The organism is Blastomonas sp. SL216, from assembly GCA_026625625.1.
In the GTDB taxonomy this organism is placed as follows: domain Bacteria; phylum Pseudomonadota; class Alphaproteobacteria; order Sphingomonadales; family Sphingomonadaceae; genus Blastomonas.
Window position 1 is genome coordinate 797,614 of record CP113055.1, and the last position, 21,848, is coordinate 819,461.

Consider the following 21,848-nt stretch of genomic DNA (forward strand, 5'->3'; position numbering starts at 1 on the left):
TTCAAGCCCTGGCTGGAGTCTGCTTCATGATCCGTTCGCTTCTTCCCGTTTCCGCGCTGTCGCTTGCTCTTGCGCTCGCTGCCTGTTCTGCGGGCGACAAGGCCGCCGAGGCCCCGCTGCCCGAAGGTGCCTGGCAATTGTCGGCGGACCAATCGAATGTGGGCTTTGTTTCGGTCAAGGCCGGCAATGTCGGTGAGGCGCACAGCTTCAAGAAGCTCTCGGGCGCGGTCGAGCCCGATGGCACCGTTGGCGTGGCGATCGATCTGGCCAGCGTCGATACCGGCATCGATGTGCGCAACCAGCGCATGCGCGACATGCTGTTTGAGGTCGCCAGTTTTCCGCAAGCCAAGCTGACCGCCAAGATCGATCCCAACGCGATCAAGGCGCTCAAGCCCGGCGAGCGCAAGACGATGACGGTACCGGTGACTCTGGACCTGCATGGCACCACCAACAGCATCGAGGCGGCGCTGACCGTGACGCGCCTGGCGGGCGATTCGGTGCTGGTCGAAACCGCCAAGCCGCTGATCATCGATGCGTCGGCCGTCGGGCTAGAGGCAGGCGTCGGCAAGCTGCAGGAAGTCGCCAAGCTGCCCGCGATCAGCACCGCGGTGCCGGTGACCGCTTCGCTGGTGTTCAAGCCCAAGACCTGACGCGCAACGCGCGGCTTGCGTCGCGTGATCATCTGTCATAGCCTCTGCCAAAAGGTGGTTGGGACCATCTGATGCGGGAGGATGCATGGCCGGGACAAAGTTCCTCGCGGCGATCGGTGCGGCGCTGACCCTGGCGGCCGCCGCGCCGCCAGCTGTGCCGCCGCAGCCCGTCGCAGCGCCAGCGCCCGCACCCACCCGCGCGCCCAATTTCGTGGTGCTGCTGGCCGACGATCTGGCGCTGATGGATCTTGGCATTTATGGCGGCGAGGCACGCACGCCCCATATCGACGCGCTGGCGCGGCGCGGGCGGATGTTCGGCCGCTATTACAGCTCGCCGCTCTGCTCGCCGTCGCGCGCGATGCTGCTCACCGGGCTGGACAATCACCGCACCGGCGTTTCCACCATTCCCGAAGTGATCCCTAAAGAGCATGTCGGCAAGAAGGGCTATACGCTGCGCTTCGAGCCCGGTGTCACAACGATATCGGCCCGCCTGAAGCAGCGCGGCTATCGCACCTATATGACCGGCAAATGGCATCTTGGCCATGACGCCGGGGATCTGCCCAATGCCCATGGCTTCGATCGGTCCTTCGTGCTCGACGCCTCGGGCGCGGACAATTGGGAACAGAAATCCTATATGCCCTATTATGCCACGGCGCCGTGGTTCGAGGATGGCAAGCCTGCGACACTGCCCAAGGATTTCTATTCCTCCCGGTTTCTGGTCGACCAGATGATCGACTATCTGGGCAAGGACGATCCGCAAAAGCCGTTCTTCGCCTATATCGGCTTCCAGGCGATCCATATCCCGGTTCAGGCCCCTCCGGAATTCACCCGCAAATACAAGGATAGCTATCGCGAAGGCTGGGCAGCGATGCGCAAGGCGCGCTGGCAGCGGGCGCAGGCAAGCGGGTTGATCCCCGAGGGCGCGCCGCTGGCCGATCCGCCCAAGGGCGCGCGCCGCTGGGAGAGCTTGCCGCCCGAGGAACAGGCGCTTTTCGCGCGGCACATGGCGATCAATGCGGGCATGATCGAGGCGATGGATCATCATATCGGGCGGCTGGTCGATCATCTCAAGCGCACCGGCCAGTATGACAATACGGTGTTCGTCTTCACATCGGACAATGGGCCAGAGCCCAGCAATCCGCTGGCGACATCGCGCACCATGCAATGGTGGCTCGACAATAACGGCTACAGCGTTTCGGCGGACAATTGGGGCGGGAAGGGCACCTATGCGTTTATCGGACCGGAATTCGCCAATGCCGCAGCCTCGCCTGGCGCGCTGTTCAAATTCTATGCGAGCGAAGGCGGCCTGCACGTGCCGATGGTGATGGCGGGCCCCGGAATAGCGCCTGCTCCACCAAGCATGGCGATGGCGACGGTCACCGATATCGCGCCGACACTGTTCGCGCTGGCCGGAGGGCAGGCCGATGCCGATGCGTTTGACGGCCGGTCGCTGGTGCCGCTGCTGACCGGGCAGAGCGAGACGGTGCGGTCCCCCGAGGTGGCGACCGGCTTCGAGGTGTCGGGCAATGCGGCGCTGTTCAAGGGCAGCTACAAGCTGGTGCGCAACCTCAAGCCTTATGGCGATGGCGTCTGGCGGCTGTTCGATATCGCCACCGATCCTAGCGAGACGCGCGATCTGAGCAAGGCCGAGCCGGCGAAATTCCGCGAGCTGATGGCCGACTATCGCGCCTATGCCAAGCGCAACGGCGTGCTGGAAATGCCCGATGGCTATGACTCGACCGTCCAGATCGCCAAGAACACCGTGCGCAAGATGGCCGCGCGCTATTGGTGGGTGCTGCTGGTCGCGGGGGTGTTCCTTGTGGCGCTGCTTTACGGCCTGGTGCGTCTGGTGCGGCGCAGGGGACGCCTGCGTCCGGCTTGACCCCATCCGCATATTGACATAGCCTGTGTCAATAAAACATGCGGAGGAGAGAATGCAGGCTGTCGAACTGCTCGGGGCGCCAGGTTCGCCCTATACGCGCAAGATGCTCGCGCTGCTGCGCTATCGCGGCATTGCCCACCGGATGATCTGGGGCAGCCATATGCAACCGCCCGCCAGATATCCGGTCCCCAAGGTCAAGCTGCTGCCGACCTTCTATTTCGGCGAGAGCGATGCCCGCGAGGCAGCGGTCGATTCCACTCCGATCATCCGTCGGCTGGAAGCCGACTTTCCGGGCCGGTCGGTGCTGCCCGATGATGAGCTGCTTGGCTTTCTGGATCTGCTGATCGAGGATTTTGCCGATGAGTGGATGACCAAGATGATGTTCCACTATCGCTGGCATTATGCGGCTGACGCGGCCAATGCCGGGCCGCTGCTGATCTTCTGGCAAAGCCCGACCTATCCCGACGAAGTGGCACAGCAGATGGCGGATGGTTTTGCCCGGCGGCAGATCGATCGCCTGTATGTCGTCGGATCGAACGACATCACCGCCCCGATCATCGAGGCGAGCTATCAGCGGCTGATCGGCATTCTCGATCGCGCTCTGGCGCGCACCGGTTTCGTGCTTGGCACACGGCCTTCAGCGGCCGATTTTGCGATCTATGGCCAGCTGACCCAGCTTGGCATTGTCGATCCGACGCCCGCTGCGATCATGGCGAAGAGCGCGCCGCGGCTTCGCGCCTGGCTCGACCGGGTGGAGGATCTATCGGGGCTGCCCGATGGCGACTGGCTGGACCATGATGCGCTGCATGATCATCTGGGCGAACTGCTGACCGAGATCGGACGGGTCTATGCGCCGTTCCTGATCGCCAATGCGCGCGCCGCAGCCGCAGGCCAGAGCGATTTCGAAACCGAGATTGACGGCAAGCGCTGGACGCAGCCGGTCTTCCCCTATCAGGCCAAATGCCTGGTCACGCTGCGCGCGGCGCGAGCGGCCTTGTCCGCCGATGCCAGAGCAGGGCTCGATCGGTTGATGGCCGGGACCGGATGCGAGGCCATCTTTGCCGAAGAGGCTGTGGCATGATCCGCCGCCTATTGCTTGGCCTGTTGCTGGTCGTGGTTGCCGGTGGCACCTGGGCCTGGTTCAACAAGAGCAAGGTCTTGCTGTTTGCCGCCTCGCATATGGGCAAGCACGAGATCGGCCCCAATCAGCCGGTCGTCTGGCAGAAGGGGCCTGACACGGCAGCTTTGCCCGCCGACAAGCGTCCGCCGAACATCGTGTTCATCCTCGCTGATGACCTTGGCATCAACGACATCTCGACCTTTGGTGGTGGTGTGGCGGGTGGAAAGGTTCCGACGCCCAATATCGACCGCCTGGCAGCCGAAGGCGCGATCTATTCGCAGGCCTATGCCGGAACCGCGAGCTGTGCGCCGTCGCGCGCGATGATCCTGACCGGGCGTTACCCCACCCGCACCGGATTTGAATTCACGCCCACGCCCGATGGCATGGGCCGGATCGTCAAGGCCTTGTCGGACGAGATGGACTCGGGCTTGCCGCCAGTGACCTATCTCGATTCCGCAGTGGAAGGTTCGCCCGACTTCGACGGCCAGGGCCTGCCCGGAAGCGAGCAGACCATCGCCGAGATACTGAAACCGGCGGGCTATCACAGTGTGCATATCGGCAAATGGCATCTGGGCGATGGTCCGGAATTCAGCGCCAATGCGCAAGGCTTTGACGAAAGCCTGTTGATGGCGAGCGCGATGCACCTGCCCGAGGACGATCCCAATGTCGTCAACGCCAAGGTCGATTTCGATCCGATCGACAAGTTCCTCTGGGCGCGGATGCAGTTTGCCACCAGCTATAATGGCGGGAAATGGTTCAAGCCAGGCGGCTATCTGGCCGATTACTGGACCGACGAGGCGATCAAGGTGATCGAGGCGAACCGCAACCGTCCGTTCTTCCTCTATCTCGCGCACTGGAATGTGCACACGCCGCTTCAGGCGACCAGGGCGGATTATGACGCGGTCGGCGACATCAAGCCGCATCGGCTGCGCGTCTATGCCGCCATGGTCCGCGCACTCGACCGCTCGGTCGGGCGGATCATGCAGTCGCTCAAGGATCAGGGGCTGGATGACAACACCATCATCGTGTTTTCCAGCGACAATGGCGGCGCGGGCTATATCGGACTGCCTCAGGTCAATGCCCCCTATCGCGGCTGGAAGCTGACTTTGTTTGAAGGCGGCATCCGCGTGCCGATGTTCGTGCGCTGGCCCGGCCGGATCAAACCGGGGACCAAGGTGGAAACCCCCGTTGCGCATATCGACCTGATGCCGACCTTCGCCAGGGCTGGCGGTGTGACATTGCCCGCAGGATTGCAGGTGGATGGCGTCAACCTGCTGGGCGATGATCCCGCCAATCCTGTTGGCAAGCGCACCGATGACGCGATCTTCTGGCAGAGCGCCTATTATCGCGTGGTTCGCCAGGGGGACTGGAAGCTGCAGGTCACCGAACGGCCGCGCAAGACCTGGCTGTTCAACCTGAAGGACGATCCCACCGAGAAGCGTGATCTTGCAGCGGCCAACCCGGCCAAGGTCGCCGAGCTCAAGGCGTTGCTCGACAAGCATCAGAAAAGCGCACGCAAGCCGCTCTATCCGCACACGATCGAAGCGCCTGTCGCAATCGACAAGCCCCTGGGCGTAAAGTTCAAGAAGGGCGATGCCCTGATCTACTGGCCCAATTGATGGCTGAGCTGCTGCCCCGGCTGGAACCGGTGCCCCCGTCGGCACCATCGCGTTTCCTGGCTGTTTGCGGCCTGCTCACGCTGATCCCCGGCACGATCCATGTGTTTCTGCCCGATGGCGGGGCAGGGGTGATTGCCGGGATCGATCTGGCGCGCGGTGGCGAGCGGACGGTGGCGATGTTCGCCTGGGCGGGCGCGACCCAGATGGTCTGGGGGCTGATGATGCTGGCCGTCGCTCTGCGCTACCGTGCGCTGGTGCCGCTGGCACTCGCGCTGATGCTGGCCGAGCGGACGCTGCATGCGCTCAATTTCTGGGTGCTCAAGGCCTTGCCGCACCACCCGCCGGAAAATTATGCGGTGCTGGTGGCGATCCCGCTTATCGCGCTGTTCCTGGTGCTGGCGCTGCGGCGTCGCGGATGATGCGGAAGCCGATATGGTTTGACGAAAAGTCGGTTTCCTGCGGCTGACGCGCTGCGGCGCGATAGCGCGCGCAGAAATTCGCGGCGCACAGCCAGCTTCCGCCCTTGATGATCATGTGCCGATCATCCGCCGGGCTGTCGGTCCATTCCCAGACATTGCCGATCAGGTCGTGCACGCCGTTGCGGTCTGCGGGGAAACAGCTGGCAGGCGCGGTGCCGGAAAAGCCGTCCTTGCCCTCATCCTTGGCGGGGAACACGCCCTGCCAGTGGTTGGCGCGTGGATTGCCGTTATCGTCGATGGCGCCCGAAAAGCGGTTTGCAGGATCGGGAAGGCCGCTGCTCGCGGCATATTCCCATTCCTCCTCGCTCGGCAGCCGCCCGCCGGCCCATTTGGCATAGGCGCGTGCATCGGCGAGCGTCACATGCACAACCGGATGGCGACCCTTGTCCCGGATGGTCGAGCCAGGCCCCTCGGGCGCAAGCCAGGTCGCGCCTCTGCGCAGCACCCACCGGCCATTCCGCCCCGCCTTGTCGCGCGCGAACACCGCCGATCCTGCAGCCGGATCGCCGGATGAGGCTGCCTTCTCGGCCTGGGTGACATATCCGGTCGCCTTGACGAAGGCGGCGAACTGATCGTTGGTCACCTCATGCGCCTGGATGGCGAAACCCTCGACCCGAAGCCGGATCGACGGACGCTCTTCGGGATAGAGAGGATCGGCACCCTTGATATAGGAACCTGCAGCCAGCGTGACGAACTGGCCTTCACGGAACATGTCGGCGGGGCATTCGCGCTGTGAGGCCTGCTGCGGCTCGGGCGCGGCGTCCGGCCCTGCGCTGCAGGCTGCGAGCGCGAGAATGCTCCCTGTCAGCAACAACCCGCGCAGCAGGATCAATCCACCAACCTCGAAATCGTCAGATGCACCACATCGGCAGCCTGTCTGGTGGTCAGCCCCTGGTCCTGGCGCAACCGCCGCCAGGTCTGGAAGCCCGCGCACATTTCCACGGCGGAAAACCGGGTCGCATCCTTGCGGACGGCGTCAGGAAGCACGCCTTCCAGCCCGGTGCGTTCAAGATGGACGAACCGTTCATAGTTGAGCATCAGATAGTCCGAACTGAACCGGCGGATGCTGGCCGCGATCTTCAGCGGCATGATGCGCTCATAGATCATCGCGCGCCGTTCGAGCAATTGGTCCAGCTGTGCGCGCCAGCCTTCGCCGGTGAACGGCTGCTGGATGATAGGCATGATCTCCGCTTCCATCCGTTCGGTCATCTCGCTGTAAAGGCTGTCCATTTCCTCGAAATGGCGAAAAACGGTGCGCGCGCTGACCCCGGCCTTTTCGGCGATTTCGGCAGCGCTGGGCTCCATCTTGCCGCCCATGATGATCTCGAGCATGGCATCGACAATCGCCTGACGGCTGCGTTCACTACGTTGCTTGCGTCCATCGGGATGGCGGATTGGGGGTGTCTGATTCATGTAAAACGGCATATCCCCAACATGGGCCTATGTCACCCCTTGGCGCCGACCAAGGACAGGATCTGCTGCATCCAGGGCATGTTCCGGCCTTCCTCGGACAGCACGGATTCGATGTTGAGCTGCCCATCCAGCCCGGCGCTGCGATGCACGGCGATCTCGCGCCATTCATCGGACATCGACATGCGCACCATATCGGCGCGCTTGGGGTAGACGCCGATCGCAACCTCGTCCCACAGCTCGCCGACCTGGCCGAGCGACAGGAAGGTGACATCGGCCACGAACATGGCAACGCCGCCGAAATTGGGCAGCAGCTTCGATACCGCGCGGCCATAGATCATATAGGCCTCGCGCCCGGTCAGATCGGTTTCGCGGCCATCCTCATAGACCGCCTTGTCCTTGAACTTGAGCAGGTTGATCATGAAGATCGGGCCGTCGGGCCCGGGCTGCATCATGCCCGCCAGCGTCTCGGGATTGCCCGGAAAGACTTCGTTCAACACGGTGAAGGGCTGCGGCATCGGTCATCCTCTCGGCTTTGTTCTGCGCGGGAGGCTATATATTGACACATTTGATGTCAATATATCAGGCGTGTTCCTGAAGTACCCGCAGGAACGCCTCGCCATAGGCCTCGAGCTTGCGCGTGCCGATGCCCGATATGCGCGACATGGCGTCCAGGCTTTGCGGCATTCGTTCGGTCATCTCGCGCAGCGTACTGTCGTGGAATATGACATAGGGCGGCACGCCTGCCTCTTGTGCCAGATCGCGGCGACAGGCCCGCAAGGCCTCGAACAGCGGATTGCTCACCGGATTGGCAGCGTCCCCGCCGCGCTTGCCGCGCCGCGCGCGCCTGGGCGGCAGGACTAGGGGCAGCTGGACCTCATCGCGCAAGATAGCGCGCGCTTCCGGACCCAGCATCAGCCCGCCGTGCTCGTTGGTCGCCAGCGCATCGCGCACCTGCAGCGCCCGCGCGACCGGCTTGATCAGCAGCGCTTCCTCGCCATCGATTATGCCAAACACGGAGAGCCGGTCATGCCCGCGCTGCTGCACCTTGTCGGTGTTCTGGCCGCGCAGCACCGCCTCGACATGACCAAGGCCAAAGCTCTGGCCGGTGCGATAGACGGCAGATAGCAGCTTGCGCGCGGTCTGCGTCGCGTCGACACTGTCGGGCGGGCTCAGACAATTGTCGCAATTGCCGCATTGCTCTGGCGGAGTTTCGCCAAAATGGCGCAGCAGCACCGCGCGCCGGCAACCCCCGGTTTCGACCAGCGCGCCGAGTGCGGAGATACGGGTACGCTCGCCCGCCTGGCGTTCGGCCTCGATTTCGGCAATCCGCATCCGCGCGCGCGCAAAATCGTCAGCCGCCCAGAACAGATGCGCCTCGGCAGGCTCGCCATCGCGGCCCGCGCGGCCCGATTCCTGATAATAGCCCTCGATCGACTTGGGCAGCCCGGCATGGACGACAAAGCGCACATCGGGCTTGTCGATCCCCATGCCGAACGCGACGGTGGCGACCATCACCATGTCTTCGCTGGCGATGAACGCATCCTGGTTGGTGCGCCGCTCCTCGGGCGGCATTCCGGCATGATAGGCGCGCACCGGGCGGCGTCCGTCGCGGCCCAGTTGCTCGGCAAGCTTCTCGGTCCCGGCGCGGGTCTGGGCATAGACGATGCCGGGGCCCGGATTGCTGGCGACGAGATCGCCGATCTGCCGCACCAGCCCATCGCGCGGGTGCACGGAATAGCGGATATTGGGCCGGTCGAACCCGGCAATCACCATGCCTTCGGGCGTGATGCCGAGCTGCTTGAGAATATCCTCGCGCGTATGCGCATCGGCGGTGGCGGTGAGCGCCAGCCGGGGACAATTAGGATAGCTGTCGAGCAGCGGCCGCAGCAGACGGTAATCCGGACGGAAATCATGCCCCCATTCGGATACGCAATGCGCCTCGTCGATGGCGAACAAGGCAATCGGCGCGCAGGACAGGAGGCTGCGGAAGCCTTCCGAACTTGCGCGTTCGGGTGCGACATAGAGCAGGTCGAGCTCGCCCGCACGGAAGCGGTCCTGTGTCTGCTGCCAGTCGGCATCGACCGAGGTCAGGCTGGCCGCGCGGATGCCCAGCGCCTGCGCCGCGCGCAGCTGGTCGTGCATCAACGCAATCAGCGGCGAGATGACGACACAGCACCCATCCAGCGCGACGGCGGGGAGCTGGTAGCAGAGCGACTTGCCCGCCCCCGTGGGCATGATCGCCAGCGTATCCTGGCCCGCCAGCACGCGGCTCACCACCTGCTCCTGCACCCCGCGAAAGGCGGAAAAGCCGAAAGTTTCCTGCAGGACGTCTAGCGGGGCGCGGGTCATCCGCCCGCTCTTATGAGGGCGGGCCGATACAGGGAAGGGGGAAAAGGTCGCGCCAGCGCGCGATCAGGCCGCGTTGTCGATGCCCAGCTCGGTCAGCTTGCGGTACAATGTCGAGCGCCCGATGCCGAGACGGCGCGCAACTTCGGTCATCCGACCGCGATAATGGCCGATCGCCAGCCGGATCACGTCGGCCTCGATTTCTTCGAGGGGGCGCAGATTGCCGTCTTCGGCGTAGAGCGTAATGCCGATGCCGTCATGGCTGGCAGAGGCGCGGCGCGGCTCCTCCTCGCCCAGCATGTTGGTGAGCTGCGGAAATTCCGCGGTGGTCAGCGCATCGCCGTCGCAGAAGATCGCTGCGCGGAACAAGGCGTTCTGCAGCTGGCGCACATTGCCCGGCCAGTCATAGCTCGACAGCAGCGACAGTGCTTCGTCCGTAATGCCCAGTCCGCGCAGGCCCGGTTGTTCGGCAATGCGCGCCAGGAAATGGCGGACCAGTGCGGGAATGTCGCTCGACCGGTCGCGGAGCGCCGGGATGGTGATCTGGACGGGCGCGATGGCGAAATACAGGTCTTCGCGGAACGTGCCTTCTTCAACCATCGGCTTGAGCGGCATGTTGCTTGCGCAGATGAAGCGGACGTCGCAACGGAAGCTGTGTCGTGCGCCCAGCGGACGCACTTCGCCCGAACGGATCGCATCGGCGAGCTTGGCCTGCGATTCGAGCGGGAGCTGATCGACCTCGTCGATGAACAGCGTGCCGCCCTCGACCCGCTGGATGATGCCGAGATGCCGGTCGAATGCCCCGGGAAACGCGCCGCGTTCATGCCCGAACAGCTGCGATTCGATCTGGCCGCTCGAGGCCCCGGCACAGGTGACCAGGCGCAGCGCCAGCTTGGCACGCGGGCTTGATGCATGGATCGCGCGTGCAATCATCTCCTTGCCCGTGCCGCTTTCGCCTTCGATCAGCACCGGGGAGTGCGTGCGCGCGGACTTGGCGGCGACCGCCAGAGCCGCACGAAAACGCGGTGACGATCCGATCATTTCGTCGAAATCAAGCGGAGCTGCGATCTTCTCGGTCAGTGGGCGAAGCTCGTCCGCATCGTCCTTGCGCGCGGCGGCGTTGAGCGCGGCCACCAGCCGGTCGGGTGCGATCGGCTTGATGAGATAGTCGGTGGCACCTGCGCGCATCGCTTCCACCGCCAGCAGCGGCGAGGTGCTGGTGGTCAGCATCAGGATGGGCAGGGCAGGGCGGCGCGCCTTGAGTTCCTTGATCAATTCGGCTGCTTCGTCGCCCGGCACCCATTGGTCGAGGATGATCGCATCGAGCATCATCCCTTCCTGCGTGCCGAGCATGGCGATGGCGGTCTCCGAATCGTGCGCAAACACCGTCCGCCAGCCCGCCTTTGCGGCGAGCGCGGCGACAAGCCGGCATTGCGCCGGTTCGTTGTCGATCAGCATCACCCGGCGGATCTGCTGGTCTGCGTCTGTGCGTTCCTTGGCCATCACAGGCGCTTCTACCGGCATGTGGTAAAAACCCGATTAAAGCTAATAAAGTTAAGCTTGGCGGCTCCCTAGCGATTTGAAGCTTGCGGGATTGAGCGACACCCGGCATTCGGTTAAGGCGAACCGATATCAACTTCGGCACCAATAACGGGGAAGGCTCTGACCATGGCCAACGACACGTCCAACAACATCGAATATGCACGCCAGACCTATGAAGGGTTCATGGGCCTGCTGAAGACCGGAACGATCGTCGCATCGCTCGTGACGGTCTTCGTCGTCGTCCTCATCGCCAGCTGACCGGCGGCGGCATGAAGATCGCGGTCCTCAAGGAGCAGGCATCGGGCGAACGGCGCGTTTCGGCGAGCCCTGAAACCGTCAAGAAGTTCATCGGATTGGGAGCGACCGTGGCGGTGGAAGCCGGTGCGGGCGAATTTGCGTCGGTCTCCGACGCGGATTTCGCGGCTGCCGGTGCCAGCGTGGGTTCGCGCGCCGATGTTCTCGGCGATGCGGACATCATTTTCGGCGTCCAGGGTCCCGACCCTGCCAGCCTTGCAGGCGCAAAGCCCGGCGCGATGATCGCGGCCTCGCTGAACCCCTTTGGCGAGCGCGCACGCATCGACGCCTATGCGGCTGCGGGCTTCCAGGCCTTGGCGCTGGAATTCATGCCGCGCATCACCCGCGCCCAGTCGATGGACATCCTGTCCTCGCAATCGAACCTGGCCGGGTACAAGGCGGTGCTCGATGGCGCTGCAGAATATGGCAAGGCCTTCCCGATGATGATGACCGCCGCGGGCACCGTGTCCGCCGCCAAGGTGTTCATCATGGGCGTCGGCGTGGCCGGTTTGCAGGCGATCGCGACGGCTCGCCGTCTGGGCGCGCAGGTTTCTGCCACCGACGTGCGTTCGGCGACCAAGGAACAGATCCAGTCGCTGGGCGCCAAGCCGATCTTCGTCGAGAATGTCGCCGGTATCGAAGGTGAAGGCGCAGGTGGCTATGCCACCGAAATGTCCGATGAATACAAGGCGGCTCAGGCCGAACTGGTGTCTTCGCACATCGCCAAGCAGGATATCGTGATCACCACCGCGCTGATCCCGGGACGGCCTGCACCGCGGCTGATTTCCGACGCGCAGATTGCCAGCATGAAGCCGGGCAGCGTCATCGTCGATCTTGCGGTGGAGCAGGGCGGCAATGTCGAAGGTGCGGTCGCGGGCGAAGTGGTCGTCAAGCACGGCGTCAAGATCGTCGGCCATCGCAATGTGCCCTCGCGGCTTGCCACCGATGCCTCGGCGCTGTTCGCGCGCAACCTGTTCAACTTCTTCTCGGCCTTCTGGGACAAGGAAGCCAAGGCGCCCGTGTTCCCCGATGACGATGAAATCGTCCAGGGCGTCCGCGTGACCATGGGCGGCAAGGTCGTCAGCGAGAGGCTGCTGGCCTGACAATCGAACATCTGACCGGCCTGGCCCGGACCCCTCCCGCAGCACGGCAAGGCCGATCTGGCGGGGCGAATGGAGAATGTGAAGATGGACTTCATCTCAATCCTCTCGATTTTCGTGATGGCCTGTTTCGTGGGCTATTATGTCGTCTGGTCGGTGACGCCCGCGCTGCACACGCCGCTGATGGCGGTGACCAACGCGATCTCGTCGGTGATCATCGTCGGTGCGCTGGTGGCCAGCGCCGAGGCTGTGTCGCCGGTGGCGAAATATCTGGGGCTGCTCGCGGTGGTGTTTGCCGCGGTCAACATCTTCGGCGGTTTTGCCGTCACCGAGCGCATGCTTGCGATGTACAAGAAGAAGGAGCGCAAGTGATGGCTCTGGGGGCAGCAATGAACATCAACCGCCATTCTTTCCGCCAGCATCCGCTGACCTTCGCCGCCGCTGCGTGCAGCGCGCTGACCTCGGTGCCTGCGTTCGCCTCCGGCGGCGATGCCGCGCCAGTAAGCCCCTGGGTCTCACTGGCCTATCTCGTCGCGGGCGTGTTCTTCATCCTGGCGTTGCGCGGCCTTTCCAGCCCGGAAACGAGCCGCAGCGGCAACCGCTTCGGCATGATCGGCATGGGCATCGCGGTCATCACCACGCTGCTGACGCATCAGATCGCCAATATCGTCGAGATCCTGATCGCCATCGCGATCGGCGGCGTCGCCGGGTTCGTGATCGCGCGCAAGATCAAGATGACCGACATGCCGCAGCTGGTCGCGGCCTTCCACTCGCTCGTCGGCCTGGCCGCCGTGCTGGTGGCGCTCGCTGCATGGCTCAATCCTGAAGCGTTCGGCATTCTCGATGCCAACGGCCAGATCCTGATGGTCAGCCGTATCGAAATGGGCCTGGGTGTTGCCATCGGTGCGATCACCTTCTCCGGTTCGGTCATCGCGTTCCTGAAGCTCAACGGCAACATGTCGGGCGCGCCGATCATGCTGCCGGGCCGCCATGTCATCAACCTGGGCGTGCTTGCCGCGATCCTCGGCATGATCGCGGCCTATACCGTATCGCCCGAGGGCGGCGCAGGTGAAGGCTGGCTGTTCCTGGCAATCACCCTGCTGTCGTTCATCATCGGCTTCCTGCTGATCATTCCCATCGGCGGCGCGGACATGCCGGTCGTCGTCTCGATGCTCAACAGCTATTCGGGCTGGGCCGCCGCAGCGATGGGCTTCACCCTGTCGAACACCGCGATGATCATCACCGGTGCGCTGGTCGGCTCGTCGGGCGCGATCCTTTCGTACATCATGTGCAAGGCAATGAACCGCAGCTTCATCTCGGTGATCGCTGGCGGCTTCGGGGCAGAGGCGAGCGGCGGCGGCGATGGCGCGGCCAAGGTCGATCGCCCGTGGAAGCGCGGCAGCGCCGAAGACGCAGCCTATATGATGAAGCAGGCCGAAAGCGTGATCATCGTTCCCGGCTACGGCATGGCCGTCGCCCAGGCGCAGCACGCGCTGCGCGAAATGGGTGACATGCTCAAGAAGGAAGGCGTCAGCGTCAAATACGCCATCCACCCGGTGGCAGGCCGCATGCCCGGTCACATGAACGTGCTGCTCGCCGAAGCAAACGTGCCCTATGACGAGGTGTTCGAGCTCGAGGACATCAACAGCGAGTTTGCGCAGACCGACGTCGCGTTCATCATCGGTGCGAACGACGTCGTAAATCCGGCAGCGAAGACCGACAAGTCCTCGCCGATCTATGGCATGCCGGTGTTCGATGTGGACAAGGCCAAGACCGTGTTCTTCATCAAGCGCTCGATGGGCGGTGTCGGCTATGCCGGCGTCGATAACGATGTCTTCTACATGGATCAGACGATGATGCTGCTCGCTGACGCCAAGAAGATGGTCGAAGATATCGTCAAGAATCTGGGGCACTAAGCCGGATGCGCAAGATTGGCCTGATCGGTGGCATGAGCTGGGTTTCGACCGAAACCTATTACCGCCTGATCAATCGCGAGGTGCAGAAGCGCGCCGGATCGCTGTGCAGCGGTCCGATCGTTATCGAGAGCCTCAACTTCTGCGATCTTGCGCAGATCCGCACGGCAGAGGGCTGGGACCATGCCGCCGAGAAGCTGACGGCGGCCGCGCGCTCGCTGGAACAGGCGGGCGCGACCGCGATCCTGATCTGCGCCAATTCGATGCACAAGGTCTATGACCGGGTGCAGGGCGCGGTCAGCGTGCCGATCATCCATATCGCCGACTGCGTTGGTGAGAAGATGCAGGCCGATGGCATCAAGCGCGCCGCGATCATCGGTACGCGCAATGTGATGCTGGAAAGCTTCTACCGCCAGCGGCTGGTCAAGCATGGCATCGGCCTGCTCGCACCCGAGATGGAGCGAGTCGAGGAGATTGACCGGATCATCTACGAAGAGCTGATGGAAGGCCGGGTCGTGCGCGAATCCGAGCGGACGATGAAGACCTTCCTCACCAACATCGCCAAGGAAGACGTGCAGGCGGTGGTACTCGGCTGTACCGAGCTGGAGATGATCGTCGATACCAAGGCGAACGTGCTGCCGATCTACGACGGTACCGAGATTCACGCTCATGCCGCGGTCAATTGGATCCTGGGCGAGGCTTGATCTTTTAACCCATGTAGGCGAGGGCAATCCTGTTTTCCGGCGAAAGCCGGAATCCAGAATAATTTCGCACAATCTGACCCCTGGGCTCCGGCTTTCGCCGGAGAACGATTCGGCGCTTTTGGAGTCTTCCGATCAGCATGCACCCCCGCGCGCCTTATGCCAGTGACCCCTCACGTTCGCGCGGTCGGCAATATGCCGAGGGCGGGGCACCGACACGCGGTCCGCGCAGCGCATTCCAGCGCGACCGCGACCGGATCATCCATTCGATCAGCTTCCGCCGCCTGCGCCACAAGACGCAGGTTTTCGTCGCACCCGATGGCGATCATTACCGCGTCCGCCTGACCCACAGCCTTGAGGTGGCGCAGATCGGCCGCACCATCGCCCGTTCGCTGGGGCTGGACGAGGATCTGACCGAAGCCTTGTGCCTGGCGCACGATATCGGCCATCCGCCCTTTGGCCATGCGGGCGAGGATGCGCTGGAAGCGGCGATGACGGGGCAGGGCGGGTTCGATCACAACGCGCATACGCTGCGCGCGCTGCACGTTCTCGAATCGCCCTATCCGCGCTGGCAGGGGCTCAACCTCAGCTGGGAAGTGCTCGAAGGCCTGGCCAAGCATAATGGCCCGGTCACGCAGGCCCCCTGGGCGCTGGCGGAAATCGACGCCGGGTTCGACCTGGACCTGCGGCGCTTTTCGTCGCTCGAGGCGCAGGTGGCGGCGGTGGCGGACGACATCGCCTATGACAATCACGACATTGACGATGGCCTGCGCGCCGGTTTCCTGTCGTTCGACGACCTGCTCACTCTGCCCTCGGCGGCGCGGCAATGGGATGCCATCCGGACGCGCTTTGCCGATGTGCCCGAGGCTCGGCTGCAATCGGAGTTCGTGCGCGACCAGATCGGCCTGATGGTCAATGACGTCATCGCCGCGACCCAGGCGCGAATCGCCGCGCTGGGGATCGGCGATGGCGAGGATGTCCGCGCGGCGGGGCAGATGATCGCCGGTTTCTCGGAGGCGATGGCCGAACAGGAACGCGCTCTCAAGGCGTTCATGTACGCCCGGGTCTATCATCATCCCCGCCAGCTGGAAGCGGCAGAGCTCGCCAGACAGGTGATCTCGGCGCTGTTTGCCGCCTATCGCGATGATCCTTCGCTGCTGCCGGACGATTGGCGCGCGCGTCTGCCCCAAGATGAGCCTGACAAGAGCCGTCATATCGCCGATTTTCTGGCCGGCATGACCGATCGGTTCGCGCTGTCGCAGCATCGCCAGATATTCGGCGACGCGCCCGAGGGGCTCAGCCACGTTTGAACAGGATATTGTGCGGCGCAGCGCAATTTGATTGACAGCCCCGATGCGATTGCCCATTCCCAAGCCGTCGATGGGGAGCGATCCCCATGAGACGACACGGGAGAGTGCGGAGGCCAGCCTTCGCCACCGAAGGAGCAACCGCCCCGGAATCTCTCAGGTCATCGGGACCGTGTCGTTGATCGGCGCTCTGGAAAGCGGGTGGCCCCGAAAGGCCGCTCCACCGAAGGGGTAAATGGGAGGCTCAGCGCAGCCCATGAAAGCTCTCAGGTTCAAGTGACAGAGGGGGTTGGAAGCCGGGCAGGGCCTTGTGGGCCATGCGTGGTGATCCGACTCACCTTGCCGGAGTGCCCCAATGACCGATTCAATTGCCGATATGATGGAACGCGTTGCCGAACGGCTGTTGCCGCTCGACGCATGGCACCGCGCGCGCGGCGGCCGCATGGTGTCGTTTGCCGGATACCAAATGCCCGTTCAGTACGAAGGCGTGATGGCCGAGCATCTGTGGACCCGCGAACATGCAGGCCTGTTCGATGTCAGCCATATGGGCCAGGTTCTGCTGACCGGCGATGCGCCCGATGTCGCGCTGGAAGCCATCGTTCCGGGTGAAATCCAGAAGCTTGGCGTTAACCGCATGCGCTATTCGGTGCTGCTCAACGATGAGGGCGGCATTCTCGACGACCTCATGGTGACCCGGCGCGAGCGCGACCTGTATCTGGTCGTCAATGGCGCCTGCAAATATGACGATCTGGCGCATATGCGCGAGACTTTCCCCGACGAGGTGGTGATCACCCTGCTGGATGAGCGCGCGCTGTTCGCGCTGCAGGGTCCCCGGGCGGGCGAGGCTCTGGCCAGCCTGATCCCGGACGTTGCCTCGCTCTATTTCATGCAGGCCGGTGCCTTCACGCTCGACGGCATGTCGCTGTGGATCAGCCGCTCGGGCTATACCGGCGAGGATGGTTTTGAAATCAGCGTGGACTGCGATCACGCCGCCGAACTGGCGGACCGGTTGTGCGCGCTCGAGATGGTCAAGCCGATTGGCCTGGGTGCCCGCGATTCGCTGCGGCTTGAAGCTGGCCTGCCGCTTTATGGGCACGACCTTGATGAAACGGTGAGCCCGGTCGAGGGCGATCTCGCCTTCGCCATCAGCAAGCGCCGCCGCGCCGAGGGCGGCTTCGCCGGGGCTGAACGCATTCTGGAAGAACTGGAAGAAGGCACCGACCGCAAGCGCGTCGCGCTGACCGTCGAGGGCCGCCAGCCCGTGCGCGAAGGCGCAGAGCTCTATGTCGGTGACCGCATGGTCGGCAAGGTGACATCGGGCGGCTTTGCCCCCACGCTGGGCGCGCCGATCGCGATGGCGCTGGTCAAATCGGCCTTCGCCCCGCTCGACACTGCGCTGGAAGCCGAGGTGCGCGGCAAGCGCATCCCGGTCAAGGTGACGACGATGCCGTTCGTCCCGCACCGCTACCACCGCGCCAAAACCGCCTGATTATCTCACGTTCCGATGGAGTGACACCATGAGCCGCTATTTTACCGAAGAACATGAATGGGTTGAAGTCGAAGGCAAGATCGCCACGGTCGGCATCACCGAATATGCACAGCAGCAGCTGGGCGATGTGGTGTTTGTCGACGTGCCCGGTGAAGGCAAGCAGTTCGACAAGGGCGATGAAGCCGCTGTCGTGGAATCGGTCAAGGCTGCCAGCGATGTCTACAGCCCGGTGTCGGGCACGATCGTCGAAGGCAATGACGTGCTCGCCGACGAACCCGGCCTGGTCAATTCGGACCCCGAAGGCGATGGCTGGTTCTTCAAGCTGGAACTGACCGATGCGGGCGAACTCGACAATCTGATGGATGAGGCTGCGTACAAGAAGTTCGTCGCAGGTCTCTGATTCTTCACAATTCTCCTGAGCCAAGGACATAAGCCGCAATGCGCTATCTCCCCCTCAATACGCAGGATCGCAGCGCGATGCTCGCCACCGTTGGCGCAGCATCGATCGATGACCTGTTCATCGATATTCCCGAAGAAGCCCGTCTGACCGGTCCGATCCATGGCCTGCCCATGCATGCGCCTGAAATGGCGGTGGAACGGCATATGAAGGCGCTGGCGAGCCACAACCTGGTCGCCGGCGAGTTGCCCTTTTTCATGGGCGCAGGTGCCTATCGGCATCATGTCCCGGCTTCGGTCGATCACCTGATCCAGCGCGGCGAGTTCCTGACCGCCTACACGCCCTATCAGCCGGAAATCGCGCAGGGCACGCTGCAGATGCTGTTCGAGTTTCAGACTCAGGTCGCGCGCCTGCTGGGCTGCGATGTGGCAAATGCGTCGATGTACGACGGCTCGACCGCCTGCTGGGAAGCGATCAGCATGGCCCGCCGCATCACCAAGCGCGCCACCGCCCTGCTGTCGTCCGGCCTGCACCCGCATTATGTCGGTGTCGCAAAGACCATGGCGCGCTTCACCGGCGATGCGCTGGTGCACAGCGCCCCCAGCCTCAACGCAGACACCGATACTGCCGATCTGATCGCGCAGATCGACAAGAACACCAGCTGCGTCGTGGTGCAATATCCCGACATTCTGGGCCGGATTGATGACCTTTCGGCGCTGGCCAGCGCTGCACAGGCGGCAGGTGCGCTGCTCATTGCGGTGGTGACCGAGCCGGTCGCATTGGGTGCTCTGCGCAGCCCCGGCGAAATGGGCGCGGACATCGTGGTCGGCGAAGGCCAGTCGCTCGGCGTCGGGCTGCAGTTCGGCGGGCCCTATGTCGGCCTGTTCGGCTGCAAGCAGAAATATGTCCGCCAGATGCCCGGACGTCTGTGCGGCGAGACTGTGGACGCAGAGGGCAAGCGCGGGTTCGTGCTCACCCTGTCCACGCGCGAGCAGCATATCCGCCGCGAAAAGGCGACCAGCAACATCTGCACCAATAGCGGTCTGTGCGCGCTGGCGTTCAGCATCCACATGACCTTGCTGGGCGAAAAGGGTCTGCGCGGACTGGCCGAGATCAACCATGGCATGGCGGTGACGGCTGCAGACCGGTTGGCGAAGGTTCCCGGTGTCACGCTACTGAATTCCAGCTTCTTCAACGAGTTCACCCTCGTTCTTCCCAAGGATGCGCGCTCGGTCGTCCGTGCGCTCGCCGATCGGAAGATCCTGGGCGGTGTCTCGCTGGGCCGTCTGTATCCCGAGGATGCAGAGCTTGCCAACGGACTGGTCGTCGCGGTGACCGAAACCGCCACCCATGAAGATATCGAAGCCTTTGCCACGAACCTTGAGGAGCTGCTGGCATGAGCATGAACAACCAGGGCCGCCCGACCCGTCCGGTCGATGATGCGGTGGTATCGTCCGCCATGGCCACCAGCACCGGCAACCGTGCGCTGATGCTGGAAGAGGCGCTGATCTTCGAGATCGGCGACAGGGGCCGCACCGGCGTCGACCTGCCCGAAGCGCCGAAGGTGGCGTCGCGTCTCGGCGGGCTGGAGCGCAAGGCGGCTATCGGCCTGCCCGGCCTGTCCGAGCAGGAAACCGTGCGTCACTACACACGCCTCAGCCGCCAGAACTATGCGATCGACCTCGGCCTGTTCCCGCTGGGATCGTGCACGATGAAGCACAACCCGCGCCTCAACGAGAAGATGGCGCGCCTGCCTGGGTTTGCCGATATCCATCCGCTGCAGCCGATCCACACCGTGCAGGGTGCACTGGCGGTGATCGACGAGCTGGGCGATTGGCTGGTCAAGCTTACCGGCATGGCCGGCGTTGCCATGTCGCCCAAGGCCGGCGCGCATGGCGAGCTGTGCGGCATCCTGGCGATCCGTTCGGCGCTCGAGGCGCGCGGTGACAAGCGTTCGGTCATCCTGGTGCCCGAAAGCGCGCATGGCACCAACCCCGCCACCGCCGCATTCGTCGGCTATCAGGTCGAAGACATTCCCGCCAAGCCCGATGGCCGCGTTGATGTCGATGCGCTGAAGGCGCGGCTCGGTCCCGATGTTGCGGGTGTGATGATCACCAACCCCAATACCTGCGGCCTGTTCGAGCGCGATCTCAAGATCATCTCGGATGCGGTGCACGAGGCGGGCGGTTTCGTCTATTGCGACGGCGCGAACTTCAACGCGGTGGTTGGCAAGGTGCGCCCGGGCGATCTCGGCGTCGATGCCATGCACATCAACCTCCACAAGACCTTCTCCACCCCGCACGGTGGCGGCGGACCCGGTTCCGGCCCGGTGGTGTTCTCCGAAGCGCTGGCCCCGTTCGCGCCACTCCCCTTCGTGGAACGCGCCGATGATGGCAAGCTGGTGCTGATCGAGGAAGAGAGCATGGAGGACCATCACGCCTCCAGCTTTGGCCGCATGGTCGCCTTCCATGGCCAGATGGGCATGTTCACCCGCGCGCTGACCTATATCCTCAGCCACGGTGCCGACGGTCTGCTGCAGGTCGCCGAGGATGCGGTGCTCAACGCCAATTACGTGCTGCGCTCGCTGGAGGACGTGCTCGACGCGCCCTTCGGTGCAGCCGGGCCGTGCATGCACGAGGCGTTGTTCTCGGACAATGGCCTGGCAGAGGGCTTCTCGACGCTGGATATCGCCAAGGGCCTGATCGACGAGGGCTTCCACCCGATGACGGTCTATTTCCCGCTGGTCGTCCACGGCGCGATGCTGGTCGAGCCGACCGAGACCGAAAGCAAGGTTGCGCTGGATCAGTTCATCGGTGCGCTCCGCTCGGTGGCGCTGAGGGCCAAGCAGGGCGATCCGTCGCTGCACAGCGCGCCGCATTTTGCGCCGCGCCGTCGCCTCGACGAGACGCTTGCCGCGCGCAAGCCGGTGCTCGTCTGGACCGAACCGGTCATCGAACAGGCCGAAGCCGCAGAGTGATCCCTTCGGAACCCGCCCGGTCGCAAGCCGGGCGGGTTTTTCACATCCAGCGACGCACCTGCGCGCAGTAATCTTCAAACGCCTTGCCAAATTTGCCGCGCAAATACTTCTCTTCCTTGGCAATGACCGCACGATCGATGGCGATGAAGGCAAAGGGCACGAACGCCAGCACGCCCATGCTGGCATCCCAAAGAGCATAGCCGAACTGGATCATCAGCATCCCCAGATACATGGGATTGCGGCTGTGCCGATAGGGACCGCGCGCAATGATCGCCTGGCTGGGCGTCCAGGGTTCGGGGTTCTCGCCATAGGCCTTGAACAGGCCGAGCGAGACGATGATCAGCGCGATCCCGCCGATCATCAGCGCAAAGCCGACCCATTCGAGCGATCGCCCCATCGGTATGGGCGGCAGGCTTGCAAGGCGGTCGAGCAACAGGCCAAGCAGCAGAAAGCCTAGATAGACCAGCGGCGGCGGGAAGCCGACCGAAGGCGCGATGCTGGGGTCGATCCGGGGGAGTTGAGGTGGTTCGTCGTCCATGGCGGCCAAGCTGGCCTCTCCGACTACATGATGCAAGGCGTCAGATGATTGCTCTGGCCAAGGCTTCACGCCATGATGCTG

General features: G+C 63.8%; 21 protein-coding genes and 1 riboswitch. Of the genes, 15 read left to right on the forward strand and 6 right to left on the reverse strand.

The window, feature by feature from the left end; translation table 11 throughout:
* Positions 1-26 precede the first annotated feature (26 nt).
* The 5 genes from OU999_03765 (at position 27) to OU999_03785 (ending at position 5,690) form a co-directional block, all read left to right on the forward strand.
* Entirely contained in the window at positions 27-650 is a 624-nt protein-coding gene (locus OU999_03765) for a YceI family protein (protein ID WAC24320.1), read from the forward strand.
* Positions 651-735: 85 nt separating this feature from the next.
* Positions 736-2,532: an arylsulfatase gene (locus OU999_03770; protein ID WAC24321.1), complete on the forward strand. Its 1,797-nt coding sequence runs from the start codon at positions 736-738 to the stop codon at positions 2,530-2,532.
* A 52-nt stretch (positions 2,533-2,584) separates the two neighbouring features.
* A complete protein-coding gene (locus OU999_03775; protein ID WAC24322.1) occupies positions 2,585-3,613 on the forward strand; it encodes a glutathione S-transferase family protein in 1,029 nt (342 codons plus the stop codon).
* The gene (locus OU999_03780) at positions 3,610-5,271 is read left to right on the forward strand and encodes a sulfatase (GenBank protein ID WAC24323.1); all 1,662 of its coding nucleotides are present in this window, start codon (positions 3,610-3,612) and stop codon (positions 5,269-5,271) included. The genes OU999_03775 and OU999_03780 overlap by 4 nt, the downstream gene beginning before the upstream one ends.
* On the forward strand, positions 5,271-5,690 hold the full coding sequence (locus OU999_03785; protein WAC24324.1) for a hypothetical protein: 420 nt from the start codon (positions 5,271-5,273) through the stop codon (positions 5,688-5,690). Before OU999_03780 ends, OU999_03785 begins: the two co-directional genes overlap by 1 nt.
* Here OU999_03785 and OU999_03790 read toward each other — a convergent pair.
* The 5 genes from OU999_03790 to OU999_03810 all read right to left on the reverse strand — a co-directional run bounded on the left by OU999_03790 (position 5,647) and on the right by OU999_03810 (position 11,012).
* Positions 5,647-6,582, reverse strand: a complete 936-nt coding sequence (locus OU999_03790; protein WAC24325.1) for an SUMF1/EgtB/PvdO family nonheme iron enzyme — start codon at positions 6,580-6,582, stop codon at positions 5,647-5,649. The two genes, OU999_03785 and OU999_03790, sit on opposite strands and share 44 nt — an antisense overlap.
* Positions 6,579-7,163, reverse strand: a complete 585-nt coding sequence (locus OU999_03795; GenBank protein WAC24326.1) for a TetR/AcrR family transcriptional regulator — start codon at positions 7,161-7,163, stop codon at positions 6,579-6,581. Before OU999_03795 ends, OU999_03790 begins: the two co-directional genes overlap by 4 nt.
* Positions 7,164-7,195: 32 nt before the next feature.
* Positions 7,196-7,678 carry a DUF1330 domain-containing protein gene (locus tag OU999_03800; GenBank protein ID WAC24327.1) on the reverse strand — a complete coding sequence of 161 codons (483 nt, stop codon included), beginning with the start codon at positions 7,676-7,678 and terminating at the stop codon, positions 7,196-7,198.
* Between the two features lie 64 nt (positions 7,679-7,742).
* Positions 7,743-9,512 carry a DNA helicase RecQ gene (recQ, locus tag OU999_03805; GenBank protein ID WAC24328.1) on the reverse strand — a complete coding sequence of 590 codons (1,770 nt, stop codon included), beginning with the start codon at positions 9,510-9,512 and terminating at the stop codon, positions 7,743-7,745.
* Positions 9,513-9,575: 63 nt separating this feature from the next.
* Positions 9,576-11,012, reverse strand: a complete 1,437-nt coding sequence (locus tag OU999_03810) for a sigma-54 dependent transcriptional regulator (GenBank protein WAC24329.1) — start codon at positions 11,010-11,012, stop codon at positions 9,576-9,578.
* Between the two features lie 165 nt (positions 11,013-11,177).
* Here OU999_03810 and OU999_03815 point away from each other — a divergent pair, with 165 nt between their 5' ends.
* The 10 genes from OU999_03815 to gcvPB all read left to right on the forward strand — a co-directional run bounded on the left by OU999_03815 (position 11,178) and on the right by gcvPB (position 21,229).
* Positions 11,178-11,309, forward strand: coding sequence for an aa3-type cytochrome c oxidase subunit IV (locus tag OU999_03815; protein ID WAC24330.1), 132 nt, complete (start codon positions 11,178-11,180; stop codon positions 11,307-11,309).
* Between the two features lie 11 nt (positions 11,310-11,320).
* Complete coding sequence (locus OU999_03820; protein WAC24331.1) at positions 11,321-12,448, forward strand: NAD(P) transhydrogenase subunit alpha; 1,128 nt, start codon at positions 11,321-11,323, stop codon at positions 12,446-12,448.
* A gap of 84 nt (positions 12,449-12,532) precedes the next feature.
* Complete coding sequence (locus OU999_03825; protein WAC24332.1) at positions 12,533-12,817, forward strand: NAD(P) transhydrogenase subunit alpha; 285 nt, start codon at positions 12,533-12,535, stop codon at positions 12,815-12,817.
* On the forward strand, positions 12,817-14,361 hold the full coding sequence (locus OU999_03830) for an NAD(P)(+) transhydrogenase (Re/Si-specific) subunit beta (GenBank protein ID WAC24333.1): 1,545 nt from the start codon (positions 12,817-12,819) through the stop codon (positions 14,359-14,361). Before OU999_03825 ends, OU999_03830 begins: the two co-directional genes overlap by 1 nt.
* A gap of 5 nt (positions 14,362-14,366) precedes the next feature.
* Positions 14,367-15,062 carry an amino acid racemase gene (locus tag OU999_03835; protein WAC24334.1) on the forward strand — a complete coding sequence of 232 codons (696 nt, stop codon included), beginning with the start codon at positions 14,367-14,369 and terminating at the stop codon, positions 15,060-15,062.
* Positions 15,063-15,199: 137 nt separating this feature from the next.
* A complete protein-coding gene (locus tag OU999_03840) occupies positions 15,200-16,369 on the forward strand; it encodes a deoxyguanosinetriphosphate triphosphohydrolase (GenBank protein WAC24335.1) in 1,170 nt (389 codons plus the stop codon).
* An 87-nt stretch (positions 16,370-16,456) separates the two neighbouring features.
* Positions 16,457-16,549: riboswitch (glycine riboswitch) on the forward strand.
* Between the two features lie 172 nt (positions 16,550-16,721).
* Positions 16,722-17,855: a glycine cleavage system aminomethyltransferase GcvT gene (gene gcvT, locus OU999_03845; protein ID WAC24336.1), complete on the forward strand. Its 1,134-nt coding sequence runs from the start codon at positions 16,722-16,724 to the stop codon at positions 17,853-17,855.
* Positions 17,856-17,883: 28 nt separating this feature from the next.
* A complete protein-coding gene (gene gcvH / locus OU999_03850) occupies positions 17,884-18,255 on the forward strand; it encodes a glycine cleavage system protein GcvH (protein WAC24337.1) in 372 nt (123 codons plus the stop codon).
* Between the two features lie 38 nt (positions 18,256-18,293).
* On the forward strand, positions 18,294-19,652 hold the full coding sequence (gene gcvPA / locus OU999_03855) for an aminomethyl-transferring glycine dehydrogenase subunit GcvPA (protein ID WAC24338.1): 1,359 nt from the start codon (positions 18,294-18,296) through the stop codon (positions 19,650-19,652).
* Positions 19,649-21,229 (forward strand): aminomethyl-transferring glycine dehydrogenase subunit GcvPB, encoded by a 1,581-nt coding sequence (gene gcvPB / locus OU999_03860; protein WAC24339.1) that lies wholly within the window; start codon positions 19,649-19,651, stop codon positions 21,227-21,229. The genes gcvPA and gcvPB overlap by 4 nt, the downstream gene beginning before the upstream one ends.
* A 40-nt stretch (positions 21,230-21,269) precedes the next feature.
* Here the strand turns inward: gcvPB and OU999_03865 are convergent, their stop codons facing one another.
* Positions 21,270-21,767 (reverse strand): isoprenylcysteine carboxylmethyltransferase family protein, encoded by a 498-nt coding sequence (locus OU999_03865; protein ID WAC25340.1) that lies wholly within the window; start codon positions 21,765-21,767, stop codon positions 21,270-21,272.
* Positions 21,768-21,848: the final 81 nt, after the last annotated feature.

Coding starts and splice junctions, on each gene's coding strand:
- OU999_03765 (WAC24320.1), top strand. CDS start 27: ATGATCCGTTCGCTTCTTCCCGTTTCCGCGCTGTCGCTTGCTCTTGCG.
- OU999_03770 (WAC24321.1), top strand. CDS start 736: ATGGCCGGGACAAAGTTCCTCGCGGCGATCGGTGCGGCGCTGACCCTG.
- OU999_03775 (WAC24322.1), top strand. CDS start 2,585: ATGCAGGCTGTCGAACTGCTCGGGGCGCCAGGTTCGCCCTATACGCGC.
- OU999_03780 (WAC24323.1), top strand. CDS start 3,610: ATGATCCGCCGCCTATTGCTTGGCCTGTTGCTGGTCGTGGTTGCCGGT.
- OU999_03785 (WAC24324.1), top strand. CDS start 5,271: ATGGCTGAGCTGCTGCCCCGGCTGGAACCGGTGCCCCCGTCGGCACCA.
- OU999_03795 (WAC24326.1), bottom strand. CDS start 7,163: ATGAATCAGACACCCCCAATCCGCCATCCCGATGGACGCAAGCAACGT.
- OU999_03800 (WAC24327.1), bottom strand. CDS start 7,678: ATGCCGCAGCCCTTCACCGTGTTGAACGAAGTCTTTCCGGGCAATCCC.
- recQ (WAC24328.1), bottom strand. CDS start 9,512: ATGACCCGCGCCCCGCTAGACGTCCTGCAGGAAACTTTCGGCTTTTCC.
- OU999_03810 (WAC24329.1), bottom strand. CDS start 11,012: ATGGCCAAGGAACGCACAGACGCAGACCAGCAGATCCGCCGGGTGATG.
- OU999_03815 (WAC24330.1), top strand. CDS start 11,178: ATGGCCAACGACACGTCCAACAACATCGAATATGCACGCCAGACCTAT.
- OU999_03820 (WAC24331.1), top strand. CDS start 11,321: ATGAAGATCGCGGTCCTCAAGGAGCAGGCATCGGGCGAACGGCGCGTT.
- OU999_03825 (WAC24332.1), top strand. CDS start 12,533: ATGGACTTCATCTCAATCCTCTCGATTTTCGTGATGGCCTGTTTCGTG.
- OU999_03830 (WAC24333.1), top strand. CDS start 12,817: ATGGCTCTGGGGGCAGCAATGAACATCAACCGCCATTCTTTCCGCCAG.
- OU999_03835 (WAC24334.1), top strand. CDS start 14,367: ATGCGCAAGATTGGCCTGATCGGTGGCATGAGCTGGGTTTCGACCGAA.
- OU999_03840 (WAC24335.1), top strand. CDS start 15,200: ATGCACCCCCGCGCGCCTTATGCCAGTGACCCCTCACGTTCGCGCGGT.
- gcvT (WAC24336.1), top strand. CDS start 16,722: ATGACCGATTCAATTGCCGATATGATGGAACGCGTTGCCGAACGGCTG.
- gcvH (WAC24337.1), top strand. CDS start 17,884: ATGAGCCGCTATTTTACCGAAGAACATGAATGGGTTGAAGTCGAAGGC.
- gcvPA (WAC24338.1), top strand. CDS start 18,294: ATGCGCTATCTCCCCCTCAATACGCAGGATCGCAGCGCGATGCTCGCC.
- gcvPB (WAC24339.1), top strand. CDS start 19,649: ATGAGCATGAACAACCAGGGCCGCCCGACCCGTCCGGTCGATGATGCG.
- OU999_03865 (WAC25340.1), bottom strand. CDS start 21,767: ATGGACGACGAACCACCTCAACTCCCCCGGATCGACCCCAGCATCGCG.